9 protein-coding genes are annotated in these 14,649 nt (G+C 68.5%); 2 read left to right on the forward strand and 7 right to left on the reverse strand.

Annotated elements, in window-relative coordinates; all coding sequences use genetic code 11:
- Positions 1–8: 8 nt before the first annotated feature.
- From ACO073_RS30895 to ACO073_RS30920, 6 genes are all read right to left on the reverse strand, one after another.
- A complete protein-coding gene (locus ACO073_RS30895) occupies positions 9–380 on the reverse strand; it encodes a response regulator (RefSeq protein ID WP_422003384.1) in 372 nt (123 codons plus the stop codon).
- Entirely contained in the window at positions 337–3,855 is a 3,519-nt protein-coding gene (locus ACO073_RS30900; protein WP_422003385.1) for a chemotaxis protein CheB, read from the reverse strand. Before ACO073_RS30900 ends, ACO073_RS30895 begins: the two co-directional genes overlap by 44 nt.
- A gap of 76 nt (positions 3,856–3,931) precedes the next feature.
- Positions 3,932–4,204: a hypothetical protein gene (locus ACO073_RS30905; RefSeq protein WP_422003387.1), complete on the reverse strand. Its 273-nt coding sequence runs from the start codon at positions 4,202–4,204 to the stop codon at positions 3,932–3,934.
- Positions 4,205–4,344: 140 nt separating this feature from the next.
- A complete protein-coding gene (locus tag ACO073_RS30910; RefSeq protein WP_422003487.1) occupies positions 4,345–7,593 on the reverse strand; it encodes an autotransporter domain-containing protein in 3,249 nt (1,082 codons plus the stop codon).
- 76 nt (positions 7,594–7,669) lie between these two features.
- Entirely contained in the window at positions 7,670–11,059 is a 3,390-nt protein-coding gene (locus ACO073_RS30915; RefSeq protein WP_422003389.1) for an autotransporter domain-containing protein, read from the reverse strand.
- 178 nt (positions 11,060–11,237) lie between these two features.
- A complete protein-coding gene (locus tag ACO073_RS30920; RefSeq protein WP_422003390.1) occupies positions 11,238–11,717 on the reverse strand; it encodes a flavin reductase family protein in 480 nt (159 codons plus the stop codon).
- Positions 11,718–11,872: 155 nt separating this feature from the next.
- On the opposite strand from ACO073_RS30920, the gene ACO073_RS30925 reads away from it, so the two are divergent.
- Positions 11,873–12,880 (forward strand): asparaginase, encoded by a 1,008-nt coding sequence (locus tag ACO073_RS30925; RefSeq protein ID WP_422003391.1) that lies wholly within the window; start codon positions 11,873–11,875, stop codon positions 12,878–12,880.
- A gap of 39 nt (positions 12,881–12,919) precedes the next feature.
- Here the strand turns inward: ACO073_RS30925 and ACO073_RS30930 are convergent, their stop codons facing one another.
- Positions 12,920–13,258, reverse strand: a complete 339-nt coding sequence (locus ACO073_RS30930; RefSeq protein ID WP_422003393.1) for a hypothetical protein — start codon at positions 13,256–13,258, stop codon at positions 12,920–12,922.
- 135 nt (positions 13,259–13,393) lie between these two features.
- Here ACO073_RS30930 and dinB point away from each other — a divergent pair, with 135 nt between their 5' ends.
- Complete coding sequence (gene dinB, locus ACO073_RS30935) at positions 13,394–14,641, forward strand: DNA polymerase IV (protein ID WP_422003395.1); 1,248 nt, start codon at positions 13,394–13,396, stop codon at positions 14,639–14,641.
- The last annotated feature ends 8 nt before the right edge of the window (positions 14,642–14,649 follow it).

Below are 14,649 nucleotides of genomic sequence, written 5' to 3' on the forward strand. Positions count from 1 at the left end.
GACGCGGGTCAGGCCTCCAGCACAGCCTGGATGGCATCGCCCAGCATGACTTCGTCGAACGGCTTGCCGACCGATGGCGCCCTGAGACGCTCGCGAAGCCCGTCCGACATGGAATAGCCGCTGAGGAACAGCACGCGGACCCCGTCGCCGATCAGCCGGTCGGCGAGCGTCAGACTGGTCTTGCCGCCGCCGAGGTTGATGTCGAGCAGGGCAAGGTCGAATTTGCGGCTGTCGATGGCCTTCTCGCCGGCGTGGTAGGACATGGCGACGGTGATGTCCTCGAAACCCAGGCTGCGCAGGATCTGCTCGCCGTCGAGCGCGATGAGGACCTCGTCCTCAATGTATAGGACTTTCAGCGGCTTCAACTTCTGCGGCAGCATCGCCTTCTTCCCCAGTTGCGCGGTCGAGCGGAATCGAGATGGTGCAGGAATAGCCGGACGGCCCGAACTTGAAGTCGAATCGTCCGTTCATGCTGCCCTCCACGGTCGCCTTGATGAGCTGCGTGCCGAAGCCCAGCCGTTCCGGCGGCGCCAGCGGAGGTCCGAGCTGTTCCTTCCAGTGGAGGACCAGACGCTCGCCCTCGCCCTCGTCGATGCGCAGCCAATGGACGGCCAGGCGCCCTTCCTCCGTCGAGAGGGCACCGTACTTCGCGGCATTGGTGGCGAGCTCGTGCACCGCCATGGCGAGCGCCAGCGTGGTGCGGGCATTGACGTGGATGTCGGGCCCCCGGAGCGAGATCCGGCCCTCGCCGTAGACGTCGACGAGCTCGGGACGCAGGATGTCGGCGACCAGCATCGGCCGCCAGTTCTGCGAGGTCAGCAGGTTGTGCGTCGCGCCCAGCGCCTTGATGCGTTCGACCAGCGTCTGCAGCACGACCTTCGGGTCGCCGCTCTCCCGGCGCGCCCGGTTCACCAGCGCCGTGACGTTCGCCAGCATGTTCTTCACGCGATGCTGCAGCTCGCGCATCAGGCGGCGCAGCTCGATCTCCATGTTCTTGTGAACCGTGATGTCGCGGATGTTGACGCCGACCGCGAATATTTCCGCGTTGCGCCTCACCGGGTACCAATCGATGTCCCACACGCGTCGACTGCCGCTACTGTCGACCGACACGACGCCCGAGGAGGTGATCGGCTCGCCCTTCTCGAAGACGTGCTGCACCGATCGGAACAGGACCTGCGAGAGCTGGGGCACGACGTCGGCGGCGCGCCGCCCGGTATGTTCCACGATGGGCAGGCCGTTGATGTCGGCCATCCGGTCGTTGACGCGCAGGAAGCGCAGGTCGCGGTCGAGCAGGGCCTTGGCCTGCGGCGTGACCCGATAGAGCTCCTCGATCTCGGTCAGCCGCAGGGTGGCGGAGGCCTGGGCCTCCTCGAGCTGCTGGGCGTAGCGACGGAGCTCGGTGACGTCGGTCAACGTAATGACCACGCCGTCGACCCGGCCGCCGCGCGTGACGTAGGGATTGCTGCGGACCAGCAGGTAGGCACGATCGTCGCGGCTGCGGCGCTCGGTCTCCTGCGGCGTCTTGGTCTCGATCGTCCGCCGGCACAGGCCGATCAGCGACTCCCCGTCCAGGTTGCTCGCGATGTCCTCGAAGGGGCGGCCGAGGTCGCGGTCGACCAGGCGGAAGTACCGGGCAGCTTCCGGCGTGAAGCTGCGGATGCAGTAGGAGGAGTCGAGGAAGACGGTCGCGATGCGGATGCTCTGCGCGAGATTGGCCTGGTCGTCGTTCGAGGTGTTGAGCTCGACGATCTTGTTCTTCAGCTCCTCGTTGGTCGTTGAAAGCTCCTCGTTGGTCGACTGGAGCTCCTCGTTCATCGACATCATCTCTTCATTGGAGCTCTTCAGCTCCTCGTTCGACGTCTCGAGCTCCTCGATCTGCGTGCGGATCGTCTGGCGGGCGGCCTCAAGCTGGCTCTCGAGGCTGCGGACATACTCCTCCGATACCGAGGACACGGCGACGCCGTCGGGCCCGCGCGCCTCCTCGGGAAAGGTCCGGTCCTGGAAGACGATCAGGGTCCTGCCGTCGGGCATGCGTTCGGCCGAGAGCACGAGCTGGATCGGCTCGCCGGCGATCTCGCCGTCGAACGCGCGATGCACCGGGTGGCCCGGTTCGGACGGGACGGCCGCGAGCAGGCCGCGCAGCGAGGGCCGGAGCCCGTCGCGCGCCAGCTCGCAGACGTCGAGCTGTGCCCGTTCCGCCGGCAGCTCGAGATAGCGGCCGGTGCGCCCCGATGTGAAGACGATATCGTTGCGGTCGTCGACGACGACGTGCGGCGCGACGTGGCGCGCCAGGATCACGCGCTCGTAGGCCTGGAAGGGGTCGGAGGGGCGCGGGTTCTCGGGATCCGCCGTCGTCGAGCCCGGAGGCGTCGCCAATGACGGGGCCATCAGCGGCAGGGGAAGACGCGGCGCGGCGCTGGCATTGCGGCGGTACAGGCGCCGGGTCGCGTCGAGCGCCTCGAACTGCCCGGAGGAGACGCCGACATTCTCGCTCGGTCCGAGGAACAGGAATCCGCCGGGCTTCAGCGCATAGTGGAAGACCTGCAGCGTCTGCTCCTGGAGACGCTCGTCGAAATAGATCATCAGGTTCCGGCACGACACGAGGTCGAGCTTGGAGAAGGGCGCGTCCTTGATGACGCTGTGATGCGACAGGCGGACCATGTCGCGGATCGCGGCGTTCACGGTGAAGCCCTGCGGCGAGTTGACGAAGTACCGGTCGAGGAACTCCGGCGGCACCTCGAGGGCGATGTTCTGCGGATAGTGCGCGTCGCGCGCCAGCTGGATGGCATCGGCGTCGATGTCCGTGGCGAAGATGCTGACGCGCGGGCGCACGGCCCGCCGGGACAGCTCGTCGTCGATCAGCATGGCGATCGAATAGGCTTCCTGGCCGGTCGAGCAGGCCGGCACCCAAACGCGCACTTCCTCGCCGGTGCCGCGGTTGCTGACGATCCGGGGAATCGCCTCGTTGCGCAGGATGTCGAACGTGTCGGGATCGCGGAAGAACGAGGTGAGGTTGATCAGGATGTCGTGGAACAGCCGGTTCGCTTCGCCATGGTTGTTGATGAGCTGCTGGAGGTACTCTTGCGGCGCCTGGGCGCCCAATACGGACATGCGCCGCGCCAGGCGCCGGCGGAGGGTCGACCGCTTGTACTGGGAGAAATCGTGGCCGGTGCGATAGCGGATATGGCGGATGACGCGCTCGACGAAGGCGACGTCGTTCTCGATGGTGGGATCGAGGCGCGAGGACCGCGAGAAATAGTCGTCGAACACTTCCGGCATCTCGGCCACCGGCAGGATGAGGTCCACTGCATTCGTGGCGATGGCGCTGCGCGGCATGCCGTCGTACTTGGCCTCGTTCGGATCCTGCACCAGGACCAGGCCGCCCGCCTCCTTGACGGCGCGAAGCCCGACGCTGCCGTCGCTGCCGGTGCCGCTCAGCACCACGCACCCGCAGCTTGCGCCGAGGTCGGCGGCCAGGCTCTGGAAGAAGACGTCGATCGGCCGGCGCAGGCCGCGCGGCGTGTCGAAGGAGGACAGGTGGAACACGCCGAGCGCCAAGGTCAGCGCCGAACCCGGCGGGATGAGGTAGAACTTGCCGCGCTCCAGCGGCATGCCGTCCTCGATCGGCACGATCGGCATCGGCGTCCGGCGCGAGAGCAGTTCCGGCATCAGGCTCTGATGGTTCGGATCGAGATGCTGGACCAGCACGTAGGCCCGGTCGCTGCGGGGCGACAGGCCAGCCAGCAACTCCTGGACCGCTTCGAGGCCGCCGGCCGAGGCGCCGATGCCGATGACCACGAAGTCGTCCCGGCTCTGCAAACCCGAAGGCGGCGCCTCGGTGCCGACTACCGTCATCGCTCAACTCCGGGCATCGGTCGCTAACGGCGCGGTCGCCGAAAGGTTCCTGCCGGAGGAGGGTTGGAGCGAGCGCCTACTTGAGGAGCTTCAGGCACTCTCCGGCCGCCTCGGCGGCGGTCAGGGCGGCATCCCGGGTCAGCGTGCCGTTCATGACCAGCGGACGGGCGACGGAGCGCATGGCGTCCTTGATGTCGGTCGACGGCTTGATGGTCGGCGCCGTCTGGCTATAGATCAGCTTGCCGTCCTTGGAGAGGCCGCCGGCGCAGGCATCGGCGGCCGCCTTGTCGGCCAAGGCGGCCCCCGGGAGCAGGGCCAGTGCCGCCACGATGAACATCTGCCGCTTCATGATGCCTCTTCTCCTGCTCGACGGCGGCCGGAACGGGTCGCCATTTCCCTCGATACCGCGTCGAATCCGCCCGTTCCAGCAGGATCGGCGTCGCGGCAGAAGGGCTTTCCGTCAGGCGGGGCGGTTGCCGCCCGTGCCTGTCACCAGGTCATGCGCAGCCCGGCGGTCAGCGCGTGGGCGGAGTCCTGTCCCGAGATGTTGCCCTCGTAGCGGAGATAGGCCCGGGTCGCCTCGGCGATGGCAGTGTTGGCGCCAAGGCCGATGACCACGCCGTCGCGGGTCGGCGAGATGCCGTAGGTGGTGAACGGCATGGCCGGTGCGCCGGCCAGGGTCGCCGTCACCGGCCGCGACACGTCGGCATATTCGTGGCTCCAGCCCAGCCGCAGCTGCAGCGCCAGACGCTCGCGCCAGCCGAGGTCCATCGAACCGCCGAGCTGGGCCCCGATCACCGAGCGCAGCGAGTTGGTCGTCTGCTGGGCGACGCTGAGGTTGAGCGACTGCGCGCCGGCCTCGGTGAAGCCGTTCTGGGTGCCGGTATAGGCCTGCAGCCGCGCGAACGGGGTCACGAAGGCCTGGGCCGACGCTGGAGATTGGGGGCCGAGCTCGAAGCGCCAGCCGCCCTCGAGCTGGCCGTACCACTGGTTGGCGCCGGTCTGGCCCAAGGCGGTGCGCTGCTGCAGGCCGGGGACGGCGATCTGGCGCCACATCTGGTTCCACGAGTAGGCGTAGCCCGCCAGCGCATCGAGGTAGAGTGGGCCCTGGGTGTAGCCGCCGTAGAGGCCGACATTGACCGTGTCGGAGCGGCCCATGCCGTTGAAGCCCGAGACCCACTGGCTGCCGGTCGTGTAGCCGGTGGTGATGCCGACGCGGGCGCCGGGCGCGACCGCGCGGTCGAGGCCGGCGGCGAAGCCGCCGGCATTGTAGGTGACGGCGCCGGTCGCCGCGCCGTTGCCGAGCGTCCCCAGCCCGCCCAGCGCGCCGCCCCAGGCGCCCCACAGCGGCGTGCTGGTCGCATCGCAGGCGACGTCGCAGGCCTCGGCCAGCGCCACGCGCGTGGTGCCGCTGCCCGCCCCGCCGCCCGACCCTCCTCCTGTCTGGCCCAGGAAATTGTTCATGAAGAGCTGGGCGCCCTGCACCATCGCCGTCGAGAAGCCGGCGTAGTTGTTGCCCGACAGAGACTGCAGCACGTACTGCGCCGAGGCGCTCGAGGTGGTGTTGAAGGCGAGCGCCCCCAGCACCGTCGCGAAGTCGCCGGTGGCATTGCCGACATTGGCGTCCAGCACGTTGCCGACGGCCGCCTGGGTGGGCGTCGCCGCCGCCGCGGCGAAGCCACCGATATCGAGCGTGAGGTAGGCATTGTTGGCGTCGTAGCTCAGGCTCGACAGCAGGAACGGATAGAGCTCGTTCACCGAGGCGAAGGTGCCGCTCGCGCCTCCGGCCGCGGTCAGGATCCGGTAGGTGGTGCTGGGTGCGAAGCTGGTGCCGGGCTGGGCATAGACACTGACCGCGCCGCCGAGGCTCGCCGTGCCGCCGACATTGATCAGGTCGCTCTGGCCACCGTCGCCGACCTCGACGCTGTAGAGGCCCGTGACCTGGCTGTAGTTGCCGGCGACGCTCAGCGTGCCGATCGAATTGCCCGGCGCCACCATGCCCCCATTGAAGAGGTTGCCTGCGATCGTGCCGCTGCCGCTCACGGTTCCGCCGCTACCGACGAAGACGTTGCCGCCGAGGCTGCCGTTCACCGCGAGGCCGGCGTTGGTGACCACCGTCGAGCCGGAGAAGCCGGTGCTGTTGCCGGTCAGGTTGACCGAGCCGCCGCCTTGGAGGCTGAACGTGCCGGTGCCGGCCAGCGCGGCGCCCAGCACGTTCGACTGCGAGGTGTTGAGCGCCAGCAGGCCGCCGCCGAGGTCGATCTGGCCGCCGCTGCCGCCGAGCGCGCCCAGCACCTGTGTGTTGCCGTTCAGGTTGAAGGCGCCGCCATTGACGGTGAGGGTTCCCGACGAGGGCAGGGTTGCCCCCGGAGCCAGGCTCAGGCTGCCGCCGGTCACCGTCGTGCCGCCCATGTAGGTGTTGACCGGATTGGCCAGCGAGATGTCGCCGCCGGCCACGGTGAGGCCGCCGGGCCCGAACACGCTGCCCTGCAGCACGACGGCGCCGGGCGAGGTGAGCACCGTGTCTGACATGAGGTAGGTCGGGAAGGTCGAGCTGAGCGCGGGCAGCGAGACCGTTCCCTGCAGGGCGACGATCGGGATGACGTTGCCGTACCGGGTGCTCTGCGTGCCGTTCCACTGGTACCCGACGAAGCCGTTCACCGGGTCGAAGAAATAGTTGAACCCCTGGAAGAACTCGCGGCCGGTATTGAGGAACACGGTGGGACCGTCCGGCACGAGCTGCACGACGTCAGGCGTGAGCCGGTTCTCGGGAGCCGGCGGATTGCCGTTGATCGTCGTGAAATTGTAGAAGGCGATCTGCGGCGAGGTCTGGCCCGGCAGGTAGACCTGGATCGGCAGGCCGGGACTGGCGCAGTGGCCTCCACCCGGACCGTTCGGCGGGTTGGCGCAGGCGGTCGTCGAAATCTGCGCGCCTGTGGGCGGTGTCAGGAAGGCGTAGTTGATGCCGCTGTCCGGCAGGATCTGGCCGCTGCCCGTGGCGCCGCCCACGGTGATGGTGAAGGGGGCCTGCATCCAGGCCGCCGAGGCCTGCCCCGCCGCCGAAGGATTGGGCGCCAGCTTCACGAAGGCGTAGTTTGCCGTCGTCGCGTTGGTGAGGCCGAGCTGGACGCCGGAATTGGTGACCAGGTAGCCCTGGGAGTAGGGGCCGGCGGCATTGACGTTGATGAAGGGATTGACGTTGGTGTTCGGCCCCGGCGGCGTGATGGCGCTGACGCCGCGGTCGAAGCCGACGCCCATGTAGGCGATCCCCGTCGGATCGCTGTGGGGCGAGCATCCCTTGTTCGTGAAGGCGCAGGTCTGGTTCTCCACCAGAAGGGCAACGACAGACGCCTTGGTCACCTCGGTGGTGGCGCTGCTCCTGATGCTGACGTCGGTGAGGTAGAACTGACCGTTCAGCTGCACGCCGCTGCTGCTGTAGTACTGGCTTCCGGCGCCCAGGCTCGGCCCGGAGACCGGAAAGACGGTCTGGCCGAAATTGTTCTTCGCCGAGGCGATGATGCCGCTCGAGCCGGTGTCCATGGTGAAGATGGTCGGCGTGCCGCCGTTGAGCGACAGCCAGATCTGGGCCGGATTCGTCGGGCTCATCGGCCCGTTGGCGTAGGGAATGTAGAAGCTGGTGGTCGCGCTGTAGAGGTTCCAGGTCTGCGCCTGCGCCCCACCGCCGAACGACGTTCCCGCGAGCAGCGTCGTCGCCGCCAGGACGGATCGAGTCACCACTGTCAAGACGTTCTCCCCGAAGGCTCGCCTGTTGCGGGTCTGGCCATTGCTGTTTTCGGTTCTCCCGGTCGTGCTGTCACCAGGTCATGCGCAGCCCGGCGGTCAGCGCGTGGGCGGAGTCCTGTCCCGAGATGTTGCCCTCGTAGCGGAGATAGGCCCGGGTCGCCTCGGCGATGGCAGTGTTGGCGCCAAGGCCGATGACCACGCCGTCGCGGGTCGGCGAGATGCCGTAGGTGGTGAACGGCATGGCCGGTGCGCCGGCCAGGGTCGCCGTCACCGGCCGCGACACGTCGGCATATTCGTGGCTCCAGCCCAGCCGCAGCTGCAGCGCCAGACGCTCGCGCCAGCCGAGGTCCATCGAACCGCCGAGCTGCGCCCCGATGACCGAGCGCAGCGAGTTGGTCGTCTGCTGGGCGACGCTGAGGTTGAGCGACTGCGCACCGGTCTCGGTGAAGCCGTTCTGGGTGCCGGTATAGGCCTGCAGCCGGGCGAACGGCGTCACGAAGGCTTGTGCCGACGCTGGAGATTGGGGGCCGAGCTCGAAGCGCCAGCCGCCCTCGAGCTGGCCGTACCACTGGTTGGCGCCAGTCTGGCCGAGCGCCGTGCGCTGCTGCAGGCCGGGGACGGCGATCTGGCGCCACATCTGGTTCCACGAGTAGGCGTAGCCCGCCAGCGCATCGAGGTAGAGCGGGCCCTGGGTGTAGCCGCCGTAGAGGCCGACATTGACCGTGTCGGAGCGGCCCATGCCGTTGAAGCCCGAGACCCACTGGCTGCCGGTCGTGTAGCCGGTGGTGATGCCGACGCGGGCGCCGGGCGCGACCGCGCGGTCGAGGCCGGCGGCGAAGCCGCCGGCATTGTAGGTGACGGCGCCGGTCGCCGCGCCGTTGCCGAGCGTCCCCAGCCCGCCCAGCGCACCGCCCCAGGCGCCCCAGGTTGCCGGCGAGACGGTATCGCAGGCGACGTCGCAGGCCTCGGCCAGCGCCACGCGCGTGGTGCCGCTGCCCGCCCCGCCGCCCGACCCTCCTCCTGTCTGGCCCAGGAAATTGTTCATGAAGAGCTGGGCGCCCTGCACCATCGCCGTCGAGAAGCCGGCGTAGTTGTTGCCCGACAGAGACTGCAGCACGTACTGCGCGCTGGCATCGCTCGCCACACCGGTCGCCATTGCGCCCAGCACCTGGGCGAAGTCGCCGGTGGCGGTGTTGACGTTGGCGTCCAGCACGTTGCCCACCGCGGCCTGGGCCGGCGTCGTGGCCGCCGCGGCGAAGCCGCCGATGTCGAGGGTGAGATAGGCATTGTTGGCGTCGTAGCTCAGGCTCGACAGCAGGAACGGATAGAGCTCATTCACCGACGCGAAGGTGCCGCTGACGCCGCCGGCGGCATTGAGGATGCGATAGGTCGTGCTGGGCGCGAAGCTGGTGCCGGGCTGGGCGTAGACGCTGACGGCGCCACCCTGCAGTGTCGCCGTGCCGCCGACATTGAGCAGGTCGCTCCGGCCGTTGCCCGCGACCTCCACCGACAGCACGCCGCTACCGGTGTTGGTGACATTGCCGGCGACGCTCATCGTGCCGATCGAGTTGCCCGGCGCCACCGTGCCGAGGTTGGTCACATTGCCGCCGATCGTGCCCGTGCCGCCCAGCGTGCCGAAATTGCTGACGCTGCCGGTCAGCAGGCCGTTGTTGGTGGCGCTGCCCGCGTTGACGAGATCGCTGATCATCGTGCCGCTGTTGGCAAGCGTGCCCTGGTTGAGGAGCGAGGCGTTGACCGACTGGAATGTGCCGGCATTGCTGAGCGTCGAGGTCGGCGACACCGCATAGCCGCCACCCGTCACGAAGGTGGCGCCCGGCATGACCGCGAGGTTGCCGATCATGGTGCCGGACAGCGCCAGGGTGCCGCCGCCGACGGTCGTGCCGCCGGTGTAGGTGTTGTTGCCGCCGAGCACCAGCGTTCCGCTGCCATACTTGGCAAGGCCGCCCGGGCCGGAGATGTTGTTGCTCCAGAAGTCGATGGCGTTGAAGCCGCCAACCGACGCGTCCATGCTGACCGTCACGATGCCTGAATTGAAGGCGCCGTAGCCGCCTGCTGCCGCATAGAGATTGAGCCTCGCCCACCCGCTGCCGTCGTCGAGCGGCACCCCGGCCGGCAACATGGTCGAGGTCAGGATGTCGAGTTGCTGTTGCGGATTGAGGTAGGGGAAGCGCGAGGCGATCAGCAGGTTTGAGTTGGCCGGCGCCGTATTCGTGCTGGTCGCCGGCAGCACCAGCGGCAGACCGTAGGTCGACTGGGTGGCGTAGGCCTCGTTGGCAGACGTTAACTGGCTCGCCGTCGGGAACGTGCCTCCGGCTATGCAAGCCGCCACGTTGGACGCGCACGACGCGTACGGCACAGCCGTCAGGGCGCTGCCGAGCGAGCTTGCGAGACCGGCTTGAAGATTGGAAATGTCGTTTGCAAAATTGCTGGAGGTGCTCGCCGTCCACGCCTGTGCGTACAGCGGCGTGCCGGCCAGCAACTGGGTGATCGTATAGTAGGCCAGCACGCGGCCGCCGATGATATCGAGCGGATAGTGCACGCCGACGATGTTTCGGCTGAGACCGAACTGTTGCGCTGATACCATCATGCTCTGGTAGGCCTGCGGCAGCAGGATGGCGTTGAGCAGTGCCGCCGTGTTGCCGATGGTCGAATGCCCGCTCGGGTAGGACGGCACGGAGATGTTGCCGTTCCACTGTCCCATATTGCTCCCCTCCGGAACGACGGTCCATGGCGCGTTGGCGATAGCCGTCGAGACCTGGAACGGACGGAGGTCCACCGTCGCGGGAGAGGATGCGGTGCCGCCGTAGGACGTGATCAGTCCCTGCTGCTGGACGTAGTAGGTATTGTAGGAGGTGAAGCTCGCCTTCAGATTGTTGATCTGCTCGATATCGTCGAAAACGGCCGTCAGGACGTTGGTGATGTCCTTGAAGACGCGCTCGCTCTGGGCACTGGTTTGGGCGGCCATCGTGGTCGCAAGCGCTTGGGACTGTGCGACACTGGGAAAGGCCGTGAAATTGGAGGCGTTCAGGTAGGGGCTATTCGAGATCATGCCCCAGAGATTCGCCTGCGGCGCGACGAGCTTGCCGCTGCCGTTATAGGTCGACGCGTTCACCAGGGCCTGGTTGCGCTGGGCTGTCAGAGCACCGGGAATGGTCCCGTTGGCGTAGATGTCCTCGACGCTCGCCAAGTTGGCGTCCAGCAGTAGGGTTCCAGCAGACGAATAGGGCAGCGTCGTGAACGCCTGAAGGTAGGTGATCTGGTCCTGAGTCAGGCAGGTCGAGATCGCCGTTCCCGTCGGGCAGGTCGATTGCGCGGCCCCTTCGGCGGTGGCCAGAAGCAGGACGATCGGCGCGATCGCGACGCCTCGCAGCAGGCGGCGACGCGACCACCCGCGGCGCGCGAATCCGACGGCGCCGTGCAACCTGTTCGTTCCCGACATCCCCAAAGCACCCCTGCATGACGACGCAGTTCACCGTGCATGCACACGGGTTCGTGATCAACCGCAGAGGCGTGACGAGACGCGCTAATCGCAGTGAAGGCGGCGAATCAGGCGAATTGTTTTCAACATGGAGCGTGCTCGTTGCTTGCAGGCTGCGACGAGGATGAGGGGACGACGTTCAGAGATAGCCGCCGCGGAAGCTGACCAGCGGATCCTTCGTCGAGGCGCTGTAGGCGAGCACGGTGCCGAGCGCGATGACAGTTCCGTGTCGCTCGATCATCTCCTCGAGGCGGCAGTCGATCACGCCCACCGCGTCGACCAGCGCCGGCGCTCCGCTCTTCAGCGTCGTCCACTCGCCAGTCTTGAACCGGTCGGCGCCCTTGAGGGTACCACCGCCACCGAATTCCTTGGCGAGATCCTCGCGGCCCTTGGGCACGTAGTTGATCGCGAAGTGGTTGCCCTGCTTCACGGCGGCGAGCGCCGAGGTGGTGAGGCCGATCGAGACGAGCATGGTCGGCGGGCTGGCGGTGAGATGGGTCGCCGAGAGCGCCAGGAAGCCGGCCGGCCCTTCGGTGCCCTGGGCCGTGACCACCGCCACGCCGATGGCGCGGCAGCCCAGCGCCTTCCAGAAGGTCTTCGCGTCGATCTCGGTTTCCATGCCATCTCCTCTTCTGTCGCGCGACCCTATGCGAAAAGAGTGCCGGATGCAGCGCGACCGTGACGCTCGTCGCCACGGCATCGATCTTGCGTGCTCCCGGTCAGCCGCGCTTTCGCGCCGCGGCTCGCCGCCGGCGAGACAGAAAGGAGCCTTTCGTGAGCAGCACGCCCCGGCCCAAGGTGGCCTTCATCGGCACCGGCGGCACCATTTCGTCCCTGGGCGTCCATCCGCTCGAGCTCCAGGACTACGGGATCCATGACAATCGCATGCACGCCAGCGAGATCGTCGCCCGCTTCCCCGTCGTGACGGAGATCGCCGAGGTGATTCCGGTCGACTTCCGCAATGTGCCCAGCCCCGAAATCTACTATGCGGAGTGGCGCGAGCTGGCCGCGCTCTGCCATCGGCTGGCCGCCGAGCATGCCGATCTCGCGGGCATCGTGATCGGCCATGGCACGGCTACCCTGGAGGAGACGGCCTGGTTCCTGAACCTGGTGCTCAAGGTCGATCTGCCGGTGGTGCTCATCGGCTCGCAGCGTCCCGCGTCCGGCCTGTCCACCGATGCCGCCATCAACCTCGTGAACGGCGTGCGCACGGCGGCGGACCCGGCGAGCCGCGGGCGCGGCGTCCTCGTCCTGCTGAACGACGAGATCCAGGCGGCGCGCGAGGTCACCAAGACCTCGAACTGGCGCATGCAGACCTTCCGCACGCCCGACTTCGGCATCCTGGGCCATGCCGACGCCGATCGCATCGCCTACTACCGCAAGCCGGAGCGTCGGCACATGCCCGACACCGAGTTCGACATCACGGACCTCGACAGCCTGCCGCGCGTCGACATCGCCTGGGCCTATGCCGGTTCCGACGGCACCGCGATGCGCGCCTTCATCGCCGCCGGGGCCAAGGGGCTCGTGTCGGCGGGCTTTGCGCCCGGCATGGCGCCCGCTGCCGACTTCGAGGCCATGAAGGATGCGGTGCGGCAGGGCATCGTCGTGGTCCAGAGCTCGCGGGCCGGGTCCGGCCGCATCTACCGCAGCAAGAAGCTCACGGATGCCGGCGTGCTCGCCGCCGACAACCTCAACCCGCAGAAGGCGCGCATCCTGCTGGCCCTGGCGCTGACCCGGACCTCCGATCCCGCCGAGGTGGCGCGCATCTTCGCGACCTACTGAGGCCAGCCTCTCCGCGTCGGCGTTCCGACCAGAAGACTCTCAGCTGCGTGCCCGCGCGGCACGATGCGAGAGCACGTACTGGGTCGCCGCCTGATGGCTGTTCTGCTCGATGTCGCGGGCGATCTGCGAGCGGCGAAAGCCGTCGGGTCCGGCGATGGCGTCGATCAGTGCGTTATTCTGGCGCTGGCACGCCGCCACGACCGCCGAGGCGACCGCGGCGGGATCCGAGCGTCGGTCGTCCAGCGTGACGGCGTTGCGCATCAGGCAGGCATCGCGGATGTCGCGGAGGCGCACGACCTCCTGCGAGGAGGGGGCGCTGTTGGCGACGGCGCAGCCCGCCACGGCGATCAACGGCAACAGCCGCCAGCATCCGGTCATCTTGTCTCCCTCTCGTGCACCCTGCCGAACTGACGCGCCCGGCCGGCGGCGGTCAAGGGACGAGCCGGGCTCCCAAAGCCCGATTGACTCGGATGCGCCAATGTTCTCTATATGTTCTCAATCAAGCGAGGGCTCATGGAGAGCGCGGCCACGATCCTGCATGCCGACCTCGACGCGTTCTATGCCTCGGTCGAGCAGCTCCTCGATCCGTCGCTGCGCGGCAAGCCCATCGCGGTCGGCGGCGGGGTGGTGCTGGCCGCCTCGTACGAGGCCAAGGCGTTCGGGGTGAAGGGCGGCATGCCGGGCCGCCTGGCGCGTCTGCTCTGCCCGCAGCTGATCTTCGTCGGCGGCCACTTCGCCGAGTACAAGCGGCTGGGAGACGCGGCGATCGGCGTGCTGGGTGATTTCACGCCGCTGGTCGAACGCATTTCGATCGACGAGGCCTTTGCCGACGTGCGGGGCTGCACGCACCTGTTCGGCCCGCCCGCCGAGATCGCCGCCACCGTGCGCCGGCGCGTGCGCGAGGAGGTGGGCCTGCCGATCTCGGTCGGAGTCGCCCGCACCAAGCATCTCGCCAAGATCGCCTCGCAGGTCGCCAAGCCCGACGGGCTGGTCGCCGTCGAGACCGACCGCGAGATCGAGTTCCTGCACGGGCTGCCGGTCGAGCTGATGTGGGGCGTGGGTCCGGCCACCCGAGCCCGGCTGGCCGACAGCGGCATCGAGACGATCGGCGAGCTCGCCGCGACGTCGCCGCGTGCGCTCGAGCGCCTGCTCGGGCCGGCCGCGGGCGAGAAGCTGGCGGCGCTGGCGTGGAACCGCGATCCGCGCGAGATCCGGACGCAGCATCGTGCGCGGTCGGCCGGCGCGCAGTCGGCGCTCGGCCGCCGGCCGGCGCGGCCGGAGGTCTACCGGCCGGCGCTGGCCCATCTCGCCGACCGTATCGGCGCGCGGCTGCGCGCCAAGTCACTGGCCGGCCGCACCGTCACGGTGCGCGTGCGCTTCGCCGACCTGCGTGCGGTCACGCGCTCGCTCACCCTCGACGCGCCGATCGCCGCGACCGCGAGCCTGACCGAGATCGCCGAGGAGCTGGTGCGCGCAGCCCTGGCCGATCATCCGCGCGAGCGCACCCTCTCGCTGCTGGCGATCTCCGTGTCTCATCTCGAGAAGCAGCCGCTTCTGCAGCTTGAGCTTTCGCTCGGGCTCGCCAACGAGGCGCGTCGCCCCGGGACCCGGCGCGGACTCGCGCGCCACGCCGCCGACCGCGCCGTCGACCGCATCCGCGACCGCTTCGGCCAGGACGCGATCGGCTACGGCGCCGTCGCCCTCGGAGCGGCGCGCTCGGTCCCCGATGCCTTCCGCGAGCTGGCGGAGAAGGATCTCTAAGAGCGCCT

Source organism: Reyranella sp. (assembly GCF_965229815.1).
Taxonomy (GTDB): Bacteria; Pseudomonadota; Alphaproteobacteria; order Reyranellales; family Reyranellaceae; genus Reyranella.

Coding starts and splice junctions, on each gene's coding strand:
- ACO073_RS30895 (WP_422003384.1), bottom strand. CDS start 380: ATGCTGCCGCAGAAGTTGAAGCCGCTGAAAGTCCTATACATTGAGGAC.
- ACO073_RS30900 (WP_422003385.1), bottom strand. CDS start 3,855: ATGACGGTAGTCGGCACCGAGGCGCCGCCTTCGGGTTTGCAGAGCCGG.
- ACO073_RS30905 (WP_422003387.1), bottom strand. CDS start 4,204: ATGAAGCGGCAGATGTTCATCGTGGCGGCACTGGCCCTGCTCCCGGGG.
- ACO073_RS30915 (WP_422003389.1), bottom strand. CDS start 11,059: ATGTCGGGAACGAACAGGTTGCACGGCGCCGTCGGATTCGCGCGCCGC.
- ACO073_RS30920 (WP_422003390.1), bottom strand. CDS start 11,717: ATGGAAACCGAGATCGACGCGAAGACCTTCTGGAAGGCGCTGGGCTGC.
- ACO073_RS30930 (WP_422003393.1), bottom strand. CDS start 13,258: ATGACCGGATGCTGGCGGCTGTTGCCGTTGATCGCCGTGGCGGGCTGC.
- dinB (WP_422003395.1), top strand. CDS start 13,394: ATGGAGAGCGCGGCCACGATCCTGCATGCCGACCTCGACGCGTTCTAT.